The sequence below is a fragment of the uncultured Anaerobiospirillum sp. genome (genome assembly GCF_902485895.1).
Taxonomy (GTDB): Bacteria; Pseudomonadota; Gammaproteobacteria; order Enterobacterales; family Succinivibrionaceae; genus Anaerobiospirillum; species Anaerobiospirillum succiniciproducens.
This window is the reverse complement of sequence record NZ_CABTML010000048.1, coordinates 1-25,685: the sequence shown is the minus strand read 5'-3', so window position 1 is coordinate 25,685 and position 25,685 is coordinate 1. Positions and strand designations below refer to the sequence as shown.

9 protein-coding genes and 1 pseudogene are annotated in these 25,685 nt (G+C 44.5%); 8 read left to right on the top strand and 2 right to left on the bottom strand.

All coding sequences use genetic code 11. The annotated features are described in order from the left end of the window. Window positions 1-565: 565 nt before the first annotated feature. Window positions 566-1,798: a hypothetical protein gene (locus RDO37_RS03910; RefSeq protein ID WP_308498180.1), complete on the bottom strand. Its 1,233-nt coding sequence runs from the start codon at window positions 1,796-1,798 to the stop codon at window positions 566-568. Between the two features lie 2,181 nt (window positions 1,799-3,979). On the opposite strand from RDO37_RS03910, the gene RDO37_RS03905 reads away from it, so the two are divergent. The 6 genes from RDO37_RS03905 (at window position 3,980) to RDO37_RS03880 (ending at window position 22,161) form a co-directional block, all read left to right on the top strand. After that, window positions 3,980-4,711: a hypothetical protein gene (locus tag RDO37_RS03905; RefSeq protein WP_308498179.1), complete on the top strand. Its 732-nt coding sequence runs from the start codon at window positions 3,980-3,982 to the stop codon at window positions 4,709-4,711. A 2,047-nt stretch (window positions 4,712-6,758) separates the two neighbouring features. Beyond that, a complete protein-coding gene (gene gltS / locus RDO37_RS03900; RefSeq protein WP_308498178.1) occupies window positions 6,759-7,979 on the top strand; it encodes a sodium/glutamate symporter in 1,221 nt (406 codons plus the stop codon). Window positions 7,980-9,875: 1,896 nt separating this feature from the next. Beyond that, window positions 9,876-11,525 carry a methyl-accepting chemotaxis protein gene (locus RDO37_RS03895; protein ID WP_308498177.1) on the top strand — a complete coding sequence of 550 codons (1,650 nt, stop codon included), beginning with the start codon at window positions 9,876-9,878 and terminating at the stop codon, window positions 11,523-11,525. 840 nt (window positions 11,526-12,365) lie between these two features. After that, the gene (locus RDO37_RS03890) at window positions 12,366-16,982 is read left to right on the top strand and encodes an autotransporter outer membrane beta-barrel domain-containing protein (protein WP_308498176.1); all 4,617 of its coding nucleotides are present in this window, start codon (window positions 12,366-12,368) and stop codon (window positions 16,980-16,982) included. Between the two features lie 725 nt (window positions 16,983-17,707). After that, entirely contained in the window at window positions 17,708-19,240 is a 1,533-nt protein-coding gene (gene ilvA, locus RDO37_RS03885) for a threonine ammonia-lyase, biosynthetic (protein ID WP_027939937.1), read from the top strand. A 1,241-nt stretch (window positions 19,241-20,481) separates the two neighbouring features. Next, the gene (locus RDO37_RS03880) at window positions 20,482-22,161 is read left to right on the top strand and encodes a flagellar hook protein FlgE (protein ID WP_308498175.1); all 1,680 of its coding nucleotides are present in this window, start codon (window positions 20,482-20,484) and stop codon (window positions 22,159-22,161) included. A 464-nt stretch (window positions 22,162-22,625) separates the two neighbouring features. On the opposite strand, the gene RDO37_RS03875 is transcribed toward RDO37_RS03880, so the two are convergent. After that, window positions 22,626-23,582 carry a hypothetical protein gene (locus RDO37_RS03875; protein WP_308498174.1) on the bottom strand — a complete coding sequence of 319 codons (957 nt, stop codon included), beginning with the start codon at window positions 23,580-23,582 and terminating at the stop codon, window positions 22,626-22,628. Window positions 23,583-24,199: 617 nt separating this feature from the next. Between RDO37_RS03875 and RDO37_RS03870 the strand changes: the two genes are divergently transcribed. Together RDO37_RS03870 and RDO37_RS03865 are read left to right on the top strand one after the other, a co-directional pair. Then, complete coding sequence (locus RDO37_RS03870) at window positions 24,200-25,180, top strand: flagellin (RefSeq protein WP_308498173.1); 981 nt, start codon at window positions 24,200-24,202, stop codon at window positions 25,178-25,180. Between the two features lie 197 nt (window positions 25,181-25,377). After that, a pseudogene (locus RDO37_RS03865) lies at window positions 25,378-25,685 on the top strand (flagellin); the annotation flags it as partial.

The following is a 25,685-nucleotide window of genomic DNA, read 5'->3' as shown; positions in this document are numbered from 1 at the left end:
TATCTTGCAGCTAGAAGCAAGCGTTACAGGGTAGCTACTAAAGGCAAGTGATTTCGTGCTTGTCCTTGCTCTTGCTATGGTGTTAGTGCTTAAGGCAAGGCAGAGTAGGCGCAAAAGAGATCAGAAAGTTAGAATGCCCTGAAAGCAATTAACCGCATGAGGTATAGCCCTTGAGCAGATCGCATGCACTCTAGCTAGAGAACTTGCAAGCTAGCCTGGCCGCTGTTGCTTACATAGCTACTTGTATAGCCTTGCAGAGCAGTCTGGCTGTGCTCGTTCTGAAGTGCCATCTCGTGGCTCATAGGCAGGCTGTCTTAGCAGTGCCTGGATAGAGGAGAGGGACTAGGCCTCTTTTAGTACTGTGGTACATTGCAGAATGGGCAGTTAGTTGCGGCCTGTGATGCAGGCGGTGGCCTTTGCTGCTTTGATCTGTGCTACTTCGTCTTGCGTGGCAGGGCCTAGCTTAACTTGGCTTGGTTTTGGTGGCCCTACGCAAGTTAGGTGAGTAGGGCAAGCGGCGGGATTTTTAGATACGCCGTTGTGGGTTGGTCCTTTGAGTCTTTGTTTATTTGTGGTGGTGGTCGTGGAGTGCTGCAGCTTTGGTGGTAGAGCATGGCTGCGGGTCGGTATGAGTAGCGGCGATAAGCTCGTCATCGGTAAGCGGAGGAGTTTGACGACCCTTACGCTTGTACTTATCAACAGCACTCATATAGCTGCCAATGTAGTCAAAGAACTCTTTGTCGTGGTCAGCACTAATCTGTGGCTCACCACTTCTGACGCGCTCAACACCTTCACTAGCAGCCTCTAAGGCGTACTTGAAAGACTGAATAACGTAGATGAAGGTACGGAACATGCGCAAGAGACGACGAGTCTTAACAACTTTTAAGAGCTTCTCTTGATTATTTAAGAACTTAGCTTCGATCTGATCATCATCGCGGAAAACACGGCGACCATCGTTGCTAAAGCCATAGTGGCCTGAATTCTTATCTAAGGCCTGACGAATTTCATTGGTAAGATAGATATCTAAAGCATAGATAAAGCAGTTACTTACCTCAGGGCCTTCGTATGGTGCTAACTCGTACTCGGTGCCGTCTTCATTGTTGATTACGCACTCGTTACCATTTTGCATATGGTTAGGGTGCTTTTTGCTGCAGTTCTCTTGGGCAGCTTGAGCGGCTTTTTTACTCTCTTTGAGCTCATTACCATACTCAGGGATCTCAAGGCAGAGATTCTCTTCATGATAGCGGTTGCCAGTCACGTCAAAGTACATGCCGTCAAGAGCATCTAAGATGTCACGGCGCAGATCTTTAACGCAACCACAGGTAGCTCTTAAGTCATTGCATAAAGCTAGGGTTGCTGAGTCATTTCGGCCATCTAAGGAGAGAATGATCTTATGGATGAGATTGTTCATGTGCTTGCAGGTGCGACCTAAGGCATAGGTCTGCCAGCAAAAGCCGGTGAGAATATCATCTAAGAGATCTTTTGGTAGAGCAATTAAGAGTTTATGCTCACGTTCAATGTGCTTACGGCTAGTTAACAGCTGCTCTAAGCGCTCTTCTTCTTCAAGAGCCTCATAGAAGATATCAAAAGGCTTTAACAGCACATCGTTAAAGGAGATTTCGTTGGCTAGTTTATTGGAGTACTTCTCCACACCTTGGCTAGCAAGGAAGAGAGCATCCATAACGAGGCCATCAAAATAACGACGGGATCGGCGCACAGCTACGCGGTAATCGTAGCGTATCTGTCCAAGCTCCTCGAACAGATATCTAAAGTAATCTCTGCTTCCCTTAAACGACATGTGTATACCCTTTGAGTACTAAGTTGTGGGCATGGAATATTGCACTGAAAGTGGCTATCCATTGTCTGTAAGCTCAAGTGGATAAAAGCAAATAGCAAAAGCTAAAAGAACCGCAAAGCCACACTGCTAAGCGTCTAATATCCAGTCTCACTTACACTGTGATGAACTAGAGTCTGTCTATACCCTGGGCAAGGGTATTAACCGGATCTTAATATCTTGTTCTTTGCGCATAACGCACCCACAAAACTAGCTGTCTATCACCATGTCGTACACACTGATGTAGTGATCGAGCATTAAATAAGATCACAGAATCTTATTTACTGCCACAAAATACTGCGGCTACTCATCATACCTGTGAAAATCACAATTGACTAGATCTAAGTGTGCTCAATGACCATCAAGGTAGCAAAAAAGTATCTACACACCATGTAAATACTAAAAGGTAAGAGATGTACTAAAGACAATACTTACTTATGTACCCCTTATGTCAGCAACATAAGAGTTACAACGCCAATATTATTTGCCAAACTCATCATAGCTAGTCATAGCAATGGGTATCAAAGCTCAAGGCTAATCCTAGAGCACCTTTGCCCTCAGCACTCTAGCGCAAGATAAACAGCGCTCAAGTGCTAAGCAGCACTATCAAACCAAGGCAACAACTAAGTGCCATTGAAGCCTAGTAGCTAGTAGCTAAATCTTGCCTTGCTATGCGTCAGTATGATTAAGCTCAGCTGTACATTTGTTCCATTAGATGAGAGAAACAATGACTTAATGCAAAAGCCTCTGAAAGTCTTACATGTACTCAGACATTGTGAACAAGCCAAAAACATTCTACATCAGCATTAGCAGCATCATTTGCATGCATCACCATGAGCAATACACACCGCAGTGCAAGCACGAAACTTGGCTAAGGCAATTACCAATTGCCCATAGCGTTTCAGCTCAAACTCACGGCCATCGGCCCAATGCATCTTTAACATCAGCACTCGATAGATCGATAGCATCATATGCATGGCTGCAACAGTGTTGCTAAGCAGATCCTCCCTTGCTAAACAAATACTAGCAAGTAGGTTTGTAGATCTCTTTTGAGTCAGGAGCTACATGACAGAGATCAAATAGTATCCTGCACCCTCTTTAAATAACGGATTCCTAGATATGAAATTGACAGAAATCAGCCAGAAAATTGAAAAAAATTAACGCTCAAACCCCCAGCTCTGTTCGCAAATGCCGTAAACATCAACTTTATGCCAGCATAATCACCGTTCACTTCAGCTAGAAACGTAGACAAATTGCACTACAGTTTCAGGCATTTAGCTTTACAACACCGAGGTTACGTTAGATAACGTGCCCATCATTGCTCAATTATTGCCACACAAAACTTGCCATATTTTCGCCGCAAACCATCAAAACCAGCCAGCACCACTTTTACGCTCATAGCTAACAGTATACTTTGCACCATTGATCTCTAATTAGGCGCTAAACAGCACCAGCACCTGCACCATGAAGCGCTTCCAGCAACTGATATAGAGGTACATTCAAGACTGTCTCACGGCTCGTTCAAATAGAGGACACTCCCGTAGAACAAGATGGATCAGAAAAATGAAGTGGCATAGACTGGCTCTACTCATTAAAAAAAGCAAGCAAGATCGCCAATTACGAACTAAAACGCCAGGCTCTAACCAATAAGGATTAATGCGCTGTACTTACAAGATCGTTCCTCGCCATAGCCTCAGCCCATGCCACGGCAATAGTCGTATTGTGCAAGCAGAGATACGTGGCGTAGGCTGAACTTAGGCAATGCATGATGTTTATCCAGATCGTTGCGCATTGAGATTGCATTCAGGGCTTAATGACATGAGATCATCATTTTGCTGAGTTTATGATGCAGGCTCAAATAATCTTTGATTTTTATTGAAGGCAGGTGCGAGCAGGATGCGCAGAGGATTTGAGCAAAATCAGATGGGTAGTCGCGAGAGTAGGTACTTGCAATTGGGACTATGCGCACACGCATAGCTACAGATTCTCTGCTATGATTCAGCGTGGTATTTGAGATCAGTTTGGCTTGGGGTATTTGATTCAAGTAGTTGTAATGCTTGCAATACTTTAGCTACTGATGCTCGATTGATAGACCTCATCGTTATTTAGCTTTTTGCTTTGCTGTTTCTCAAAGGAGTGGGCCTCATGGAAAACAATAAGCAGTACTTCTATATCCTGCATACAAAAGACTTGAAAAACGTAGTTAAGATCATTGCAACTGATCATCAGCTTAAGCCGGGTGACAAGGAGCTCGACGCCTTTCCTTTGTTTGGAGAGTACAGCATTGTGGGTGCACTTGAGGTAGCAGACGTTACTGGTGTCTGCAACTACTTTAAAAACCCAAATCATATGGGTATGAAGTTTGAGTACCACAAGCAAAACAAGAATGATGTGCTTGATGAGAAGCAGGGCTTTCTTATTAAGATGACCAATCAGAAAGCGATTGAGTACCTTAAAGAGGCTGCTAAGTTCTATAGCAAGGGCCGCTTATTTGATGGTGGTGATTGGCGTACTCTACCTATGTGCTATCGAGTACCTTTCAAGTTCTCCATGATTGGCCTTAAAGCAGGTGATGAGGTAGTGTTTGATGCAACCAAGCTGACTGTAAAGATCGCCAATGACGATGAGGTTGAATACCAAGGTGTTAAGTACAGCACCTCTACTTTTGTAAGAACATTCATGCCTGAAGACATGAAGATCTCGTCAAACGCTTATCAAGGTCCAATGTACTTTACCTACAAAGACAAGAACCTCGACTATTGGCGTAGAGAGGCCTCTAGAAAAGCTAAGGTTGCCTTAAACTTAGCCTTAGATGCTGATGAAGCCGACACCGAATCCGATGCCGACGCCATTGGCGCAAAAGACTCTCAAGACTAACGAGCCATAGTCCATCATTTTCGCCTCAATATCCATTAGCACACACACGCACTACTGCAGCAAGATCACAGCAAAACCCTGTAACTGCTGCTGCAGTAGTAGTGTCGTCATCCTCAGCTCCTTCCAAAACCAAGCTTAAGCAGCCACGCACAGTGCTGCCAACCCGTGCATCTCTCAAGCTTACAAGCATACATGCAATCCATAGATTATGGCATGATCACTCTTGTGAATGCCAGTGAACACGCTTTACTCAGATTCACGCTGTTTAAGGTTCAAACTTGCAAGTGTTCTGATCAAAACTATCCACAAAATTTCAGCGCATCAGTATCGCAACAACCGCTCTAACACCACTCAGTTCATAAAGCTCTTAATGCCAATCTGTATAGCAAACCGGCATGCTCAGTGATTCCCATAGCAACGAGATCAGCGATCAAACCTCTGCAGCCTTAGACAAAGTGAGTCCTCTTATTGTTGTTCCTTGGTGAACGGTTATGATTACATGTTAGTAATAGCCTCTAAAGAGTGAATAGGCTTTTAACCCTTGACATGCAGGGTGACGCCGCTGAGCACCGGATTGTGCCTATGCTCAGTTTAGCGACTACATACATTAAAGAGAGAGAGAGAAAGAGAAAGAAGTAGTACATTTACTTCCGGGTAAGCGGTTCAATGCAGAAGATACGCATTGGAGTAAAGTTCAGAACCGCAATATCTCCATATTCGATGATAAGCAAATGGTAGCGAGCACTTGAGAAGCGTCAGAAACGATATTTCATAGAGTTACTTGTTACGATGTGCTCAAGAGAGGAGATAGTCCATAACCATCAGCTTTTGCGTGGTTATCAATCTGTACGAGCCGCTATACAGCGACAAAGTTGCTTTGAAAGGCATGGTAGCACTTGAAGACAAATGCCTTGGAAAGGCATGTCTTGAGTATGCATCGGTAGGTTGTGTGCGACTTTTGAAGATAGGCATGGCAGGGTTGAATTTGGTGGCTGATTCGTGTTGCTGAGAGCGAATACTCTGCGCTTTGAGTTGAGAATTTTGCTTGTGTTTGAGTTTTGCGCTTTATTGGTGCATATGACGGGAATTTTGGCTTTTGATGGTTGGAAATTGCACTAGATGGGTGCTTGTATCTTGATAAGTTGGTGGTGTATTCAATAATGCAGATCAGCCATTTTTTAATGATTCTTGGTGATTTTGGTCCTTTTTTGGGTGCTTTGGGCTAAATTTCTCGTGTTTTTTCGCAAAATTTGCGGCTCTCTGGGCGTTATCTACATAAATGTGTAAAAATTTTTAGGTACTTTGTGACTCTAATATTTGCTCAAATACGTTAATGCTGTAATATATGACCGTTTTTCATGGATTTGTGAACGATCAAGATCATTAATTATGGTGATCTTAATCTTGCGCAAAGGAAAAACTTCTTTGGCAAGTGTCTAAGTTTTACGCTAGCTTGTTTTCGCCTTGAGTCATTAAAGGGCAGTACTTATGCCCTGTAGTGCTTAAGCGTTTAATGGAAAACAAGTGGACACTTTTGTTGGGCTGTATGTCCGACCCAAAGCCCACGAGCAACAGAGCCCTTCTAATAGCTCTGTATAGCATTGTGCAAAACAATTAGCCCCTTAAGCATCTGTTGCTATAGTACTTGAGAGACCAAAGTGCTCTGCATTTTGCCAAAAGCTCTAGTGTGCTATTAATTTCAGGCAGCATCACAAGTGAAGGTACTCTCTACCTTAGGATGCAGCCATGAGTAATCTTAACTAAGTGGCGTGTGTGGCCGCTAAGCTTAGACCACTCATTGTGTGTACTACTTAGGTAGTTCCTAAAATTTCAGGGTCAATGATTTAGTCGGCATAAAAGTATTTGCATCAAGTGTCTTAAAGCACTTACACGTGCAAGTATTGTTTGCTGTGGCTTTGGTTAACTGAGCTGCATGAGAGTAGGTAAATGCCTACTATCGTGTTGCACAGTTAACCCGAGTCGACCCTTAGGCAATTGTTTGCATCAGCTTAGCTTGTTCGATTTGTTTGCTAAGAAGGTAGATTAAATGTTTACATACACATTCGGCATGGAAGAGACCCTAGCCATCGCAGTAGTGCTCCTGCTGCTCGGTCGCTACATCAAGGAAGTATTCACCATCTTGAAGAAGTTCTTCATTCCTGCCCCAGTTATCGGCGGTATCATCTTCTCCGTCGTTACTCTCATTGGTCACGTAACACAAACTTTCGAATTTACCTTCGACAGTAGTCTTAAGAACCTGTTAATGCTGGCATTCTTCACCACCATCGGTTTCGCTGCATCCTTAAAGATGCTGCTTAACGGTGGTTATGCTGTGCTCATGTTCTTAATCTGCTCCATCATCTTAGTGTTCGTTCAGAACTTCGTTGGTGTTGGTATCGCAGCATTATTCGACCAGAACCTCTTCATGGGCTTAGCCGCTGGTTCCATCTCCTTAACTGGTGGTCACGGTACTTCTGCTGCATTCGGTCCGCTGCTCGTTGAGCACGGTTTCGAGGCTGGTCTTTCCGTATCCATCGCCTCTGCTACTTTCGGTTTAGTAGCGGGCTGTATGATTGGTGGTCCAGTTGGTAAGCGCTTACTTGCTAAGTATCACTTACGTGCATCTGACGATCAGATCAACCACGTAGTTGAAAACCCAGATATGGTTGAAGGTAAGCTCACCAAAGAAGAAAAGAACATCGACGAGTACTTACTCTTTAGTGCTACTTGCTACATCATCATTGCTATGGGTATCGGCCACTTCATCATCTTAGGCCTCTCAGCTTTAAACATCACCATCCCTGCCTACTTAGGCCCAATGATGGTCGCAGCTGTTATCCGTAACTACTTAGACTTCAGCGGCCGCAAGATTCCACTGCACTCAATCAACGTAATCGGTGGTATCGCACTGCAGCTCTTCTTAGCTATCGCTCTGATGACTATGAACCTGTGGGAGCTCTCTGCTCTGGCTCTGCCTCTCATCACCATCCTGCTCGTTCAGACCGTTATTATGGCTGCCTTTGCATACTATGTCACCTTCCGCATCATGGGTAAGGACTACGATGCTGCTGTTATTGCAACCGGTCAGTGCGGTTTCGGTATGGGTGCTACACCAAATGCTATGGCTAACATGGAGACATTCACCGGTGCTAATGGCCAGTCACCAAAGGCCTTCTTCGTAGTGCCTTTAGTTGGTGCTCTGTTCATCGACTTCTCCAACTCAGCCATTCTGTCTTTCTTCCTCGCATTCTTACCAAGCAGCCTCTAATCAAGACTGCACCTTAGGCGTACCATGCGATACGCCAGCAAACAAGGGAGCCGCAAGGCTCCTTTGTTGTTTATGCACCCCGAAAATATTCCGCTCAACCTCACCACAATCACTCCAAAAACATCTGCAGCGACTCACGTGCATCAAAACGCTCTCAAAAAACCTTGCCTAGCTAAGCAACACTACGACAAGCGCAATTCCCACCACACAAAGCGCCAAGATGCAGTCGTATGGTTAGACTACTTAAGACCCGCCTATGCAGACTCTCAAGGGAGTGTACTATAAGTTAAAGCGCGGTGCTGAGCAATCAAGCCAAGATCGCTCATCACTTCATGCAGTCTAGGCACAATACCAATGCGAGTTAAGGGGCACAATCAAATAGTTTGCTGCAGTGGACACCATACGCAGTTATTGGCGCATTGAAGGCTACATAAACCACATGTAGCATAAAGTCGAGATCGAGCATGAGCCATAGTGAAGAACATCACGCATGACTAATTTCTAAGATAGTCTAGAGGCTGCACATGCCATTTGCATGAGGCTAGGTAGATAGGCAAGCTGCTAGCTTAAAGCGCATAGCAGAACAATAAGATTAGTTCTGCCAGGTTATCTTATCTGGTAATAAAGCTTATCGGCAGTAGTTATTGAACTCGTTACCAGTTAAGAGCCATGAAGTAACTCGTCAGTATCTGAGAAAGAGAGGTCTTTGGACGGTAGTATGAACAGGTAGGTTTGGTTATTAAAGTTATAGCGACTCGTTCCGATCGACGTGGCTAAATGCTCTCATGTGTCCTTCAAGTCTATATCAGGTGATAAAGGTTTTGCTGCAGCGCTTATGTATGCTTGATAGTGATTTACTCAAGATTGGTGGCGAGATTCAGGATAAACAGGCTAAAAACGCAAGAAAACGCATATTGCACTGCGCAACCGCATTATTAGCACATTACTACGTCAATCAGGCTGTAGGCTCTTGGTTTTAGGTGAAGAAATTATGGTTAAATCCCTTATTACAGGCCTAAGAGCTGGGTTTTATAGGGCTTTAAATGCACTTGTGGATGCATGGAGAAACGTAAGGTTTTAAAACAATCAAACGGCTTGCTATGTGGGCTTAAAAATGTCTTTGAATGGTGCAAAGTGTTAAGAAAAATGTACTTTTTGATAGCAGCTTTGAGGCTAAAGATTATGACGTGTTTTTAGACGAGTATCGGTGTATCAACGCACGAGGCTAGTTTGCATTTAGGTTTGTTTTGTATCTACGTATTTAGGTGAATGAATCAATATAGTGCATTTAGTTTCCGATGTAGATCATAGACTTCAAAGGCATTACTTGCGATTTATTGACATGGGTGTTAGCTTTAGTGTGCACCTTTGCAAAACCGACTGTCACCAAGGTGGTTCTAGCTTGCCTTATGTCAGCTTATAAGGCCACTAAATTTGGCCCGTGATTATCAGTCTAACGACTTCACGACATCAAGTAAGCCTGTTCTATCGGAATTAGACAAGTCATTAAGTGGTTTAGGATTTGTGGCTGTATTTGTATCTTTTCTGTGCTGTCTGCAAGTACTAAAGCAATAGCTTGCCTTGTCTTTAGCTATTAAGAACATAGTTACTCTCTCAAGCGATGCTTGGGCTTTTGCATGTTCTTACAGCTTGGTTTCTCGAGGCAGGTGTAAGTAATCTACATCATATAAATCAAGATGCATTTTGTGTTACCTAAGCTTCTAAGTTTATAACCTAAATGCTCTTTACTCTTTTGTTTGGTTGCACTGTATTTTTTCTTTATGTGACTAGTAGTGCTAGATGGCACTTTAGCGCACATAGCGGCTAGATTGTTTGTATTTGCGGCATTGCATCAAGTGCGAATCGTCTTAGCAAACGCTATTTCGAGGCTGATATATGTTTACCTGGTTCTACGACTTAAATACAAAGGTCAAACTGACTTTGGTGTCAGGCTTATTGATCATCATCATTATCACTGGTGCGTGCATGTCTTTTATAAGCACCATGCAAAGTATTACTGCATCGGAACATATTGAGACTATTGTTAATCGCTCCTTCGGTCGTATTACTACCTTGCAAAAGGCCATGGAAAAGTACGATCGTATTACCATCAGTTATTTATCGGCTGAAAAGGTTACTCCTGCAGACACTAGCAAGTATTTAGACGAGGCAGGCGCTGCCATTCGTAAGGTTGTGGAAGCAGCCAATATTATGAACCCAAAGAAAGTGGGTGATTTAGACTCAAGCCCTGAATACGAACGTATCATCGCTGACTACAAGAAAGAGGGCGTTAAGCTTGCTGATTATCATAAGGAGATTAGAACCCTTGTTGAGAGCAGCACTCGTAATGTAGCTTTAATTAAGTATCTACGAGTCTATCGTCCTGAGGTGATGAATGCGCTGCAGTACACTGCTGATGCAGCTAGGCTTCAGACCAGGCTCGTAGTATCTTTAGCAAGACAAGGTTCTGATCCAACCTTAGCTTACATTAGCTTAATTGTGCCTCTCATTGGCGCTTTTATCGGCGGTATCTTCGCCTACATGACAAACTTTTTCTTAGGCCGTACTATCTTCCACTTAGATAATTACATTTCTAAGATGAGCCATGGTGACTTCACCTTTAAGGTAGACAAATACTTCAAGGACGACTTTGGCAAGATCTTGCAGTACATTGAGTCCATGCGTGCAGATCTACGTACTGCGTTAAATGAGGTTAAGAAAAAGTCTGAGGATACCCAAGAGGCTATGCGTCAGGTGATCGAGACCACAGGCATAATCACCGATAAGATCGCTGACTGTGAAGGTAAATCCATCACTGTGTCAGCTGCATCTGAGCAGATGCTCTCTACCACTCAGGATATCGCCCATAACTGTGAAGATGCATCTAACCTCTCTCATAGCACCAAGGCCATTATCGATGAGGGTGTAGAACGTATTAATGCCACCATCAGCTCTATTCGTAAGCAAAGTGAAGAGATTAGAGCTAACTCTGAGGCCGTTGATAAGGTAGCTAAGCGCTCTATGGACATTAACTCCATCGTTAATACCATTGAAGAGATCGCCGCTCAGACTAACTTATTAGCTTTAAATGCCGCCATTGAGGCTGCTCGTGCTGGTGAGGCAGGTCGTGGCTTTGCCGTGGTTGCTGATGAAGTTCGTGCCCTTGCATCCCGCACCTCTGCATCTACTAAAGAGATTGCAGACATGGTTCAGGGTATTCAGATGGATGCAGCTACTGCTGTACGCTCCATTAATCAGTCAGTTACCAATATGGAAGCTACCTCTGAAGAGACTGCTGAGGTTGAATCCACCATGCGTAACATGCTTGAGCACGTTAACAATGTGAACATGCAGATTACTCAGATTGCTTCAGCTGCAGAAGAGCAGAGTGCTGCAACTAACGAGATCTCTACTCACATCCATGGCATCTCAGGACTTACCCGTGAGGTTAATCAGAATGCCCAGGATGCTAAGGTCATTATTGACGATACCGTTAAGTCAATGAAGAACCTGCGTGAGAGCCTCTCATTCTTCAAGACCCTTTAACATACAAGCCTCATGGAGCCACAATAGAACAGGCTCCTACCAAAAGGGACTCATTGAGTCCCTTTTTTGATCCCCAATACCCAATCGGAAATCCCAGCAAAGAAAAGCATCCCGCCTCAAATCACGCTGTACCATAATAGGACGCGCCAACCTCCTAAGAAACATTACCCCGTGAAACAGTGCAAGAGCCACTAAGATCTACCAACAACCATAACCACAACCACAAACTAACTAAAATGAGTATTAAACTGCCGTTAAAGCTCAAAATTTGTGCGCGGTAGATCATGGATTCGCAGTTATGTCATATGACTTAACTCAATTTAAGCATCTGGTGGTATAATCCGCACATCTAAATGATTCAGGCTTACTCGGTAGTCTTGTCATATAGATGTATGCACTTGCTAATCAAGCAAACTCCTCATGCAGTTTTCATAGCTGCATTACAAAGTCTTCAGCACAACGCATTTCAAAAAGCAGTACCTTCACTGCTATCTCTTTAATCCAATGTGAACTGTAATCCCGCCTCAAGCAGCATAGCTAATATTGTCTGCTCTAAGCAGCATTTTTGCGTGATAGCTATGCCTTGACCCATTACATACCCACAGTAGACTAAAGAGACGTTGTTTTAAGACACATAAAGCATAAGCACGTTGCTAGCAGCCAATAAAGACAGGCGCATACACATGCAACGAGCAATCTCATCTAGAACAAGCATACTAAACCAGTTGCATCAAATAAAGCAGCTTGCTTATCCCCTAAGCTAGTCACGCGTAAGCCAAAAGCTTTTGCAGCCAATGCAGAGCTCATCTGATAACTCAATTTAGATAATTAGCTTTCACAATGAAGCAAACCAACAACGCCATTAAGTTCTTAATGGCCCAATACCGCGCTATCTTCAAGAACGCCAATATCGCCATGGTCGCAGCTATCGCTGCTGCCGCCTTAGCCTCAGGACAAGCCCAAGCTGCTAAAGGTGGTGCAACCTTTGATGATGCTAAGTTTGGTGCAGCCGATGCAAACGTGACTATCGATGGCACAACAACTGATACTACACCTGCAGATAATACTTACGGCGGATTAACTATCACTTCCGCTGCAAATAGAGCAGAAGGCGCTCAAGCACTAGAGATCAAAATTACTGGTGGTGCAGATCATACTATAAAAGGTGTCGCAGCAGGTGCTGACGCTACAGCTCAACCAGCTAAGCCTAATGTAAATCTTGGCAATACATCTTTTGTAATCGAGGCTGGTACTGATGCTACTCTGACTATTGGTGAGTCAGGCAATGCTGGCGGCACCCCTGCTGCAGCCGCTACAAATGTAACTGTAGCGGATATCACTGTAAACAAAGGTACTCTTGCTCTTGTAGCTAAAGCAGATGATGAAAAATTAGCTACATCTGTTACTGCTGCAAACCTTACAGTTGGTCTTGGCGGTACAGCAACAGCAGGTGATGAGGCTAAGATTACCGTAGCAAAGCACACCTCAATTAATGCAACAGAGGCCTTAACTGTAAACAGCGGCAGTAAGATTACTGTTGCTGGCGGCGGTACCTTATCTGGCAAAACAGTCACTATCAATGACGGTACAGTTGAGTTCGGCACCACAAAAGACGCTGATAATATTGGTACTTTATCAAGCACAGGAAAGCTCGATATCAAGGGCGGCACTATTTCTGTAGTAGATGGTGCAGCTAAGATTTCAGCTTCTGGTATTGATTTAGCTGGCACTTTGAATAACAGCGGTAATCTGTTAGTTACGGGCATTGTAAACGCAAAGAATAAAAGTACTGTCGATAACGGCGACGCTCTGACATTTGAAAATGGTCTCGTTGCAGAAAGTGGCAGTACAGTTAACAACAACACTGCCCAAAAGACCATTACCCTGAAAGGTACCTCCACCTTTGCAGCAGACTCAACTTTATCAAACAGTGGCAATCTTATTGTTGCTGGTACAGTAAACTTTGAGGCAGCTGCTGCTAAAGTAAAAATTGGAACTGATGCAACTCTGAAAGTTGTTAGCGGCGGTACAGCCAAGATGTCGTCTGCTGTATTTAAGAATTTCCTGGCTGGTACTGTTCAGTCTGCAGCGGGTACTAGTGGCACAATTAACCTTACTGACTCAGGTGATACTGCCATTGCTTTAGGCGATGGTGGAGCAGGTGTTTTTACTTCCGCTGGTGTCATGAACGGCAAGCTTGGTGTTGCAAGTCAGGGTGAACTAAAGATCACCGCTGACAAGGCCAAATTTGAGGGTGCTAATGAGGTTTCTGGTGCTGCAGCAAATGCTGGCGTAACCTTAGCCTTTAATGAGTTATCTTTAGGTAAAGATTCAGCAGCTGTTGTTGTCAAAGGTGTAAACCTTGAGATCGCAAAAGATATCAAGATCAAGGACAACAAGGGCCTCACTCTTCAGAATGGCGCTAAGCTTACTCTTAACGGTACAGGTAAAGCATTAGACCTCGAAAGCATCACTTTAGGTGAAGCAACTCCTTCTTCAGGTAGCCTTAATGTAGCTAGCGGTGAATGGGGCGTTAAAACTCTTACTGTAACTAAAGGTAAGGCAATCGTAGCAAAGGATGCGCAGCTTAATGTAACCAAATCCTTAACTACAACTGATGCTTCCGGCAAGCTCGAAATTAACGGCGGAAGCGTGAACGCTAAGGATGTTGAGACCTTAAAGCTTAATGCAAACGGTGCCTCAATTTCTAATGCAGGTAAGTTAATCCTCAGCGCAGACAAGGTTGTTAAGGCCGAAGATTCATCATTAATTGAAGCTGCATATGCTAAGTCTGCTGTTCAGGGCACTACCGATGCTCAGATTAGCTTACTCGACAAGAGTGGCAATGCCATCTCTATGACTCTTGAAAAGTTCAAGAAGTTCCGTGAAGATACTGGCTTCAAGGGCCTCTTTGACATCAAGTTGTCAGATAAGCCTACAACCCAGCCACAGATGGGCTTAGGTGGTGATGCAGGTGTAGCACCTGGCGTAACTAACGGCTACGAGAACGTTCAGGGTAAGATTGAATCTGCTGGTGTAACCGACAACTACTTCATTGGTAATGCAGTTGTTCAGGGCGGTGATACCGTAGCTTTAAAGGATGGCGGCGCTTTAACCTTATCCAACGCAAATGCTAATGGCGCTAACGGCCAGTATGTTACCGTTGATGGTGCAGGCAAGGCTGTTGGCAACGTAAAGTTTGAGGCAAACAATACTCTGGTGCTTGGTGGTACTGGCGGTAAGATTGGTTCTGTTACTGCCACAAACAATGGCTCAGGCTCTGTAACCATTGCTAACGGTGCTAATGTTGAAGTTGTCTCTGGCTCATTTGGTACTAACGCAACTACTACTCTCGGCACTGTAAACATCAAGGATGGTGCTCAGCTTAACGTTAAGTCTGGTTCCGTATTTACAAATGACTTAAACGTTGGCAAGGGTGGCTATGTCTTTGCTTCCGGTGATGTAGTTGTTAAGGAAACTGCAACCATCATGGGTGACGTTGATGCTGGCAAGTTAAGCCTTGAAAACGCCTCAACCATTGCTGGTGGTGCAAATGTTGACGTTGCAACTCTTGAGCTTGGCAAGGCAGCTAGCTCCTTAACCATTGGTAAGGATAAGGTTGGCGATGAGCCTAGCTCAACTGCGGCCGTATTTGCTGAGACCCTTATGTTCAAGGCTGGCAAGATCTTCGTTGATCCTGCTTACACTGAGAAGGCATCAGTTCTTGCTGTTCAAGAGATTAAGGCTGGTGATGCCAAAGAAGACGTGGGCGTATTAGCCGGCGGTCTGTATGTTGGTCAAAACGCTGCTTTCGGCTATGGCTTTGATGAGGCCGAGTTCAATTCAGTAATGGCCAACTACCTTGTAGATGGCAAGTTTGCTGATCCTACAAATTCTGGCTCAACTGGTCCTGCTAATGCTTTAGTTCTCAACAAGCCACTGTCTGTTAAGTACGATAACGGTATTATCGTAAAGCACGACATTACTGATACAACTGTAAACGGCAATATTCCTAAGAACACCTTAGAGCTTGGTAAGAACGCTGCTCTTATCATCACTGACAATGCATTCGGTGCTGACAAATCACAGCCTGCTATTACTTTCACTTCTGGCGCAGGCACAACAACCGTTGCAGCAAAGGTTCAGGCTGCAGAAGGTGCAAAGGTAAGCTTAATCGGTGACATCACTGCTAAGGATACTGGACTTAAGATCTTTGCAGCACAGGGTACTGGCAGCACAGTAACCGCAAGTGGTGATTTAGTTGTTGAGGCTGCTGGTGGTCTTTTGACTTACACTTATGCTAATGGTGCTGATCTTTCTACTACAGGTGTAACTCTAAAGCTTGATCCTGAGGTAGAGAAACAGATTCGTAGCTTAGTATCCGCACCTGTTGGTCAGATGTTTGTTGACTATGCAAATGGCGAGTTCTCTGGTGCTTCAGGCTTAGGCTATGACTTTGTAGTTAATACTCTTACTGCTAAGCAATACGGTGCAATCGATGCTGCTGCTCATGCTGCAACTTACGCAGGTGCCCAGCAGGCTGCTGTTGCTGCAGTAACCACCATGGCTGACGCAATGTTTGGTCGTGTTGGTGCCGTTGGTGTAGAGGCTGCAACCATTTCTGCCACTGGCTCACAGGCTAACGGCGGTGTATGGTTAACCCCAATGTACAAGTCTGTTGATTCCGACGGTTTCAACGCTGAGGGCGTATCTTACGGCTCAGATGTTGACCTTGCTGGTGTAGCATTTGGTACTGATACTGTAAACGGCAACATGCGTTTTGGTGCTGTATTCAACATCGGTTCTGGTGATGCAGAAGGCAAGGGTCAGGGTAATGGCCTCAAGGACGAGTTTGACTACTACGGCTTTGGTATTTACTCAGCAATGGGCTTTGGTAACTTTGCTTTAGTTGGCGATGCCTCCATGACCGTAATCTCTCACGAGGTTGAGGGCTTAGATCTTTCTGGTAAGGCTGACACCAAGGCTGTTACTATGGGCTTAACTGGTCAGTACACCATCTCTACTGCTGCAGTTGATGTAACTCCACACTTAGGTGCACGTTTCATCCGCATCAACACCGACAGCTATGACTTAATGTCAGCAGATGGTGCTATCGCTACTACTGACTTTGATGTGCAGAACGTATTCTCCATCCCACTGGGTGTAACCTTATCTAAGGCATTTAGCACCAGCGGCTGGACTTTAGCTCCTAGCGCAGACTTAACTGTTGCCTTCAACACTGGCGATACTGAGGCTAAGTCACATACCCAGTTCAACAGCACTAAGCCAATGGCTGTTGCTATGAACACTGAGGTGCTTGATGAAGTTCAGTACGGCTTAACTGTTGGCTTAGGTGCTCAGAACGGTGCATTTGGTACCTCATTTGGAATCAACTACACTGGATCTTCCAACACCGACAGCTTCGGCGTTAACGCACAGTGCCGTTACATGTTCTAATGAGCTCTTAGCTAAGAGTAAATCTATAGACTGCGCTTAAGACTTGATGTTTATAGCGTAGTCTAGCTTAAGCGATCATGGCTGATGATGGGGATAGATCATCAGCTGTGGTCGCTTTTTCGCTTTATGGGATACGAGATCTGCGTTGATTTTGCTCCGTGAACTTGGCTCTGAATAGGCTCTACACTCAATGCTCAAATCTCAATGAATTTACTAATCTGAATTGGGTTTACTGGTCGTTTTATCAGGATTACGTATTTGAATGCTCATACTTTATGTAACTGGGAAGTTAGCTGTTATGGCTTGCATGACGGGGATTGCAGATTTGTCTATAACTTGAAATGCAGTAGACGGTAGGGGAGTATGCACCAAAGTTACGCACCATTTTTGCCCAAACCTTAGTCAAGATAGGCACTTGCGGGGCATTGCAGTTTAGGCTTAGTTTGCGTGCTACTATCGAACTCATTATTTGAGGCCACTCTTTGAGTGGCATTGTTTTCTAGATGTCGCGGTTACAACTCTAATAACGACCGCCGCATCGACGCAAACTCACTTAACTTGGTAAGGCAGTAAGTAGGGCGTCACTTCATTTTGCTTGTATATCTGTGCATTGCCACATTATGCGTGCATAAGAATGCTATGAATTGATCTTTGCTTGGCATCTTTACTTGTTTGAGTTGGTATGTATTTAGAGTTTGCGTAAGACAGATTTTTAGGAGCGCACCATGAGTCAAGAGAATGCATTAAGCGGGCAGGACTATCTTCGTAAGATCTTGCTTGCACGCATTTATCCTGTTGCTCGTTTAACCCCACTGCACAAGCTTGAGAAATTATCCGACAAGATTGGTGGTGGCAAGATTTTACTCAAGAGAGAGGACTATCAGACTGTTCACTCTTTCAAGATTCGTGGTGCCTATAACAAGATTCGTCAGCTCTCTAAGGAGCAATTAAGCTGCGGTATCGTAGCCGCATCTGCAGGTAACCATGCACAAGGTTGTGCATTATCAGCCAAGAACTTAGGCTGCAAGGCAGTCATCGTAATGCCTAACACCACCCCAGACTTAAAGGTGGATGCTGTGCGTCGCTTTGGCGCTGAGGTAGTGCTGTATGGTGAGAGCTTTAACGAAGCCTATGACTATGCTCAAAAGCTCTCAAAGGAAAAGGGTCTTACTATGATCCCTCCTTATGACGATCCTGATGTTATTGCCGGTCAAGGCACCGTTGCTCATGAGCTCATGGGGCAGTGTAATGATATCAGCAGCATCTTTGTTCAGATCGGCGGCGGCGGTTTAGCAGCAGGTATCGCCGTATATATCAAGAACCTCATCCCTCACGTAAAAGTTATTGGTGTTGAGGCTGAAGGCTCTGCCTGTATGAAAGCTGCAGTAGATAATGGCAGCCCATGCAACATTGGCTTTGTTTCACACTTTGCTGATGGTGTAGCTGTAAGCCGTGCCGGTGAAGAGACATTCCGTCTGTGTAACGAGTATCTTGATGACATCATTACTTGTTCTAATGACGAAATCTGTGCTGCTATGAAAGACATCTTCGATGATACTCGTGCTATTGCCGAGCCATCAGGTGCTTTATCTTTAGCTGGCTGTAAGAAGTACTTACGTCAGCACAACATCAAAGAAGGCAATCACATTGCCATCATGTCTGGCGCTAACGTTAAGTTCAACACCTTACGTATGGTCGCTGAGCGCTGTGACGTTGGTGAAATGACTGAGGGTATCTTCTCAGTTGAGATTCCTGAGGTTAAGGGCTCATTCTTAAAGTTCTGTGAGACTATCGGCAACCGTCATGTGACCGAGTTCAGCTACCGTGTTCACCGTAGCGATCTGGCACGTATTTTTGCCTCTATTGAGCTTACTGAAGGTAAAAAAGAGCTCAGTTACATCACTGGTGAACTTGAGCAAGCTGGCTACAAGGTTACAGACCTAACTGAAGACACACTGGCAAAAGATCACGTGCGTTACATGATCGGTGGTCACTTAAAGGCAGGTGAAAAAGAGCGTTTATTCCTCTTTGAGTTCCCTGAGACTAAGGGTGCTCTCAATGACTTCTTAACTAAGCTTGCTGGCTCTTTAAGTATTTCTCTATTCCACTTCCGTATTTCTGGTTTAGAGTACTGCTCTGTACTGTGTGGCTTTAATGTAACCCATGGTAATGACGACTTAGAGCAATTTATCAGCACCATCAATTACCCATACATCGAGGTAACTGATAACGCTGCTTATCAGCAGTTCTTAGTCTAACAGACTATAAGATCATCAATGGCTGATGGCTGATGGATCATGTCTGCGCTTAAGTCGCAACCATCCATCTAGCCGTTAAAGATCGCCAAGGCGCTCCATGCGACCAAACATGGCAGCGCCTCTTTTAGCTCTCCTCCTAAGCATTCTGAATGCTTAAAGGACGCGCAATTACTTACCAAATGCATCCTCTCATGCTCTCTAGCTTATAGGTTATGCTTCTCAAGCTGAACTACCTTGTTAGAGCTAGATAGCTGTTACATACACCAATCTTGCCGAATAACTAAGAGCCATTCGCTATCCTTCCTCGCCTTAATGACAAAGGCATAATACAACAGCCATTGATTATCAATGCGGCATGCAGCTGCAGAAGTATAAATAACAGTTCACATCATTTTTTTTTTCGTGGCTTTATAAAACATATCACTATTTATGTAACGGTAGAATCAATTGGTTAATGTAATTTGCCTTGGAGCAATTAACAGCAGAGTAGGGCGCTATTTGCTTTATCTGCACAGTAAACATAATCTACCGAGCAGTAGAACGCTTAGTAGTATCTGTGTCATGAACTCATAGCTTTTATGATGTTATGGCTTAGTGTTACTTAGTCACAAGGCTGGTCATTTACTAACCATACTCAGACTTTATGGTCTATGAGGCTAAAGGGTACATTGAGATAATTGACTTGTTAAGGCGCATACAACATACAAGACAAAGGCATACGATGGCAGCTGCGGCTTACAGACTCTGATACAGAGCTCGTACTTAATGCGGCTTTGGTTTTTAGCGGTTCCATTACTCCATGATCCTGCCTTGACTTGAATGCATTGCACACGACAATTGCCTAACCGGGCCTTGTGGTTCGCTAGCTACTCGTACGTTTGGCTAGGTCGCTAAGAGTCAGTTTGAGAATGCTAAGAGGTCACGATGCATAATCGTGACAGTATGGAGGTTACGATGGTGTTTAGGAGCAGATCTTAGTTTCATGGATAGCTGTAAAGCATAGCGGCAAGATCTGCTATTGAGGAGGCGATCTCATTGCCGCGATAGGTAGAGTTACGTGTTTTTATGGATTTTAAGAACGCGGTGATCTTAGTTATAAAACATAGCGAAAAAGGCATATTTAAGGCATTTAACAAACTTTTTGTGTATATGGCATTACCTTTGCTCATTAAGCTTTGCACTTTGGCTACACTTTTTCCAAAGTGAGTAGCCTAAATAAGTTTTTGTAGTGGAGCAACGCTATGTTCGGAACATCAGTTAGCGGTATTAAGAACTCTCAAAAGCACATTGATGTGACTTCAAATAATATCTCTAATACCAATTCATACGGCTTTAAGAAGTCGCGTGCAGAGTTTGCTGACGTATATGCCAATAGCGTCTTCACAAACTCCAAGACCAATGCCGGTATGGGTGTACAAAACACCGTAGTGTCACAGCAGTTTGTACAAGGTGCACTCTCTGGTGATACTGGTAACCCACTGGATATGGCAATTCAGGGTAATGGCTTCTTTGTACTTGAGGGCCCTGGCTCTGATGCACAGACCTTTACTCGTAACGGTGCTTTCCAGATCAACAAAGAAGGCTTCGTAGTCACCGCTATGGGTGATTTCCTGCAAGGTTGGGACGTAAACCCAGATGGTACTACCACCTCCTTAGACCTTAGCAACACCCATAATATTCGTCTACCAGCCGACACTGGCGCACCTCAGATGTCTACCAACGTCTCTATCGGCGTTAACCTCCCAGCTGATAAAGACCCAGTTAAGCCAAACCAGCCTGCTCAAGATCCATGGTCTGGTGCTGCTTGGCCGCAAAATGTACCAGTAAATGAGTCGCAAGGTATTTTCCGTGGACCAGCTGGTGGCGCTAATCCAGACCCTAATGCTGCTAATTTTATCCAGTACTACACTGACTTTGATCCAAAGGATGCAAGCACTTACCAAGCATCTACCTCTCAGACTATTCACGACTCCTTAGGTCGTGCTCATACTCTGACTTACTACATGATTAAGACTGGTCCAGATGCTAAGGATTCTAACAACACTAACTGGACTGTAATCCCATACGTTGATGGACATCCAGTTGATGTTAAAGGCAAGGGCTTAGGCCAGGGTATCTCATACAAAGACAATCCTGTTTGCCTTACCGTAAATGGCAAGTCTACTATTGCTGGCTCAAATCTTTTTGGCTTCCAGGTTAAGTTTGGTCCAAACGGTGAGGTCTTAGAGCAGTATCCTGCTAAGGTTGAGCTTGTAAACCCTGCTGATGCTGCAGCTGCAAACCAGAAAGTTCCAGGCAGCTTACGTCATGCACTCTTTGGTAATCCAAATGCTCCTGCCAATTCTCAGGATGCAACTGGTGTGCTTGCACAGTTAAATCAAAATAACCCACCAAAAGACCTAACTTTCACCTTTAAGGGTCAGGCAGGCAATGACGGTAGCTTACATACTGCCTTAGGACAAGGTATTGAGCCAACTCAGATGCTGAATATTCAGTTTGCTGCAAGCCAGTACGGCTCATCAAACTTCTCTGTAAGCCAAGCTCCTACAAATGATGGCTATGCTACAGGTATTCTGATTGGTATGTCCGTCGATGAGAACGGCATTATCCAGTGTGAGTACTCCAATGGTCAGGTAAAGAATATTGCCAAGGTAGCTATGGCGGATTTTGCCAATACCCAAGGTCTGACTAAGATTGGTGATACTCAGTGGAAGCAGTCTAATGCATCCGGTGAGGCTATCGCTAAGGAAGCTAACTCAGGCTCATGTGGTTCTATTAAGGGCTCAAACCTCGAGCTCTCCAACGTAGACCTTACCAATGAGCTTGTAGAGCTTATCACTGCACAGCGTAACTATCAGGCTAATGCTCAGTCGCTGCAGACACAAAATACAGTTATGGACTCAATCCTCAATATCCGTTAATTAACTTGAATCCATACCTAACTTACGCCGAGCTTTGACTCGGCTTTTTTAATTGTACTCCACCAATCATCTGCCTCTTATCATTAAAACCTCAGTACTAGCGGCAATCCATTGAGTACTTCAAAACCAAGTACAACCATGTACAAGCTTAGAAGACCTTACGAGGATATCACGTTAGATAGTGGTCGACGTCTAGAACTACAAAGCGCAATGTGCAGTTGCGACAGCCTATGTACGATGGTTTCACTGGCAATGTCTTACTACCTCCTTACAACCAAGGTAAAAAGCATTCAGCTCTTGATTGCATTGTAAGAGAAAGATAATCGCGAGACGCTAGCAGCAAGACAACGTGCTAAGAAACTGAGCACTGCATAAGAGTTGGCAGAGATTAAAGAGTATTTAATGCGCTAAAGCAGGGTAGTGCTGGGCAGTTGCTTTAGCGCACTAAGAAGGAAGATCTATGATTAACCGCCGCAGCGACGCCATGAGCTGCTGATGCGGTAGCGGTGATCGCCAGTAATGTCTTCTAAGATAATTGGAGCCTTGCTAAGTGAACGACGATTTTTCATTGGGAGAATGCGTGTTCTGCCATGATCGTTTAAGAGCAAGAAGAGATTATCCAAATTACCTTCAGGCATGAAGTTAAAGCGGGCCATAATGCCATGGCCATCAGTAATCATAACGTGCTCAGGATGGTCACGGCTAAATGAGCCATCAGATCTCTCGTGGGAGATACAAGCACGCAAAGCAGTACCCATTACAGGTTGTGGACGGCTTACTGGTGGTCGATGAGACGGTCTATGTGGGTAGTATGCATCCGGAGTAGGCGGATAAGGCATGTAATCGGGGTTATTCTCATCAAAGTTTGGTCTGTAACCGGGCCTAAAGTGCCCACCATTTGGACCATGGGAAGGGCGAGCATTTTGACCATATTCACTCGGTGGCGGCGCAGGTTTGGTCTGATTTTGATTGTAATAGTCGTCCCATGCGCTGGAGTCATTAGTGCTTGTAGACCACTGGTAGTGGTTGGGGCCATAACTCTCACCATGAATACTACGGCTTGCGCGGTTTAAGTCCTCGTAGGCAGGAATACGATGCTGCTCAGCATTGTTTTTTAATTGCTCATTTGAGTAGCGTCGTACTTGCTCTTGACGATCAACACTAGAGTAAGCATTGCCTGAGTTGTTGTTCAGGTTGCCAACAGTAATGGTGCGCTTATCTGTGTAGATATCACCGCTCACTGAATTATTTGACTCAACTTGATTAGGAGAAGGTGTGCTGTTTGGATGCTCCACCTCACCAGTGCCCTCATAACGGTACTGATGAGAGAAGTCTAGCTCAGAGTTTGCCTGAGAAGGCATGGCTAGAGCAGCCAAAAGCGCAGCTGGTAACAGCATTAAACTAGGCATCCTATTGTGCATCTCTTTCTCCTAGTTATATGGCAAGTTTGCAGTGGGGTATAACAATTACCTATAAATATTTTACGGCATGAAAGTTAGCACTATATTAGCAAGCGCAAAAAAGACTCGCGTTCTCCTCACTAATCTCTCATTTTTAGCTGTTGATCAGACCGAGATCACCAATCGAGCTACAAAGTATCGTTTATCAGCTTACTAAGCACAACAGGACGTAGCTAAGCGTGTAACTGCCGCTCAGATGCCATAACAAACCTGCAGTAATTCTTTAACAAGCACAAAGCTTGAAGTAGCGTATGAAATTACCCAGCTGGCCACACATTACTGAGAAGTACAGCAAGCACACACTCAAGGCTCACTGTTAGTAAGACTAGACGTATTGGTATAGCAAAAAAAACAAGATCATGGAGCGCAGCATTGCCGTGTGGCAAAGCATTGCCACGCATATGTAACTGCAGTTATGGTAGGTATGTTTATGACACACTGGCTTAAACAAGCTCTTTATACACATTTAGCCAAACTGCTTTACGAAATAGGCACAGCTCTTGCTCAAAGCCGATCAGGAATGATATTGCCATGATCTTTCACAAGATGATCATGGCTTGCCTTATGAGAGATATACCATGGCTTTATATGTTAATACGAACGTTAGCTCTATCAACGCTCAGCGTAAGCTTGCTAACTCTACCTTAGCACTCAATACCTCTTATCAGAGACTGTCCTCAGGTCTTCGTATTAACAGCTCTAAGGACGATGCAGCAGGCCTTCAGATCTCTGATCGCTTAACATCCCAGATAAATGGCTTAAATCAGGGAAATCGTAATGCCAACGACGGCATCGCCTTAGCTCAAACCATCGAAGGTGCCTTAGACGAAACGACCAACATGCTGCAGCGTATCCGTACCCTTGCAGTACAGGCTGCTAACGGTACCAACACACAAAAGGATCGCCAGGCACTTCAAGAAGAAGTGAAGTCTTTATCTCATGAAATTAGCCGTATTGCTTATAAAACAACATTTGCTGGTGCAAATGTATTGATGAGTAAGGATGCAACCACAGGCGCAGGTGGTACCGGTGGTAATGTTAAGCTTGATACATTAAAGAATGCCAATGGAGAGTACTACTTTCAGGTTGGTGCCAATGCAAACGACATGATCAATCTTAAGATTGAAAATGGCTTCCATATCAATGGCATAGCTAAGATGGCTGGACTTGCCATTAAAGAGGATAAGCAGCAGGCAGCAGCTCAAGGTGGTACAGGTCTGTTTTTCACTAAAGCTGCCACACCTTCATTAGCATACTTCCTGGTCGACTCAGCATCTGTTGCCCAAGTAACTTTAGCAAACATCGATAAGATGATTGAAACAGTTGACTCACAGCGTGCGGCCCTAGGCGCAATCCAGAATCGTATGGAAAGCACCATCCGCAATCAGAGCTCCATTGCGGAAAATGAGTCTGATGCTCGCAGCCGTATTCGCGATACTGATTTTGCATCTGAAACTGCAGCTTTAACTCAGAACCAGATTATTCAGCAGGCTTCTCAGACCATTCTGAGCCAGGCTAACCAGCGTCCAACTGTGGCACTTAGCCTCTTAGGCCGTTAATACGCAAACATAGATTTTAAGACTCGTATCACTTTAAGGCCGCTAGCTCTCCTTTGCGGCCTTATTTGGTGGGAGTTTGTAGACAGTTTATTCGTAAGTGGCAGCTATGCCCTTTACGAATACATTGATTGCAAAAAGCAAGGTGGAGCATGGCGTCTAAGCTTCTCTGTCCTGCATAGACGATATTGGAGAGAATCATGGCTTTATACGTTAACACTAACGTGAGCTCCATTAACGCTCAGCGTAAGCTCGCTAACTCTACCTTAGCACTCAACACCTCATATCAGCGTTTATCCTCAGGCCTTCGTATTAACAGCTCTAAAGACGATGCTGCAGGCCTGCAGATCTCTGATCGCTTAACATCCCAGATAAATGGCTTAAATCAGGGAAATCGTAATGCAAACGACGGTATTGCCTTAGCTCAGACCATCGAAGGTGCTCTCGACGAGCAGACCAATATGCTGCAGCGTATTCGTACCTTAGCTGTTCAGGCTGCCAACGGTAC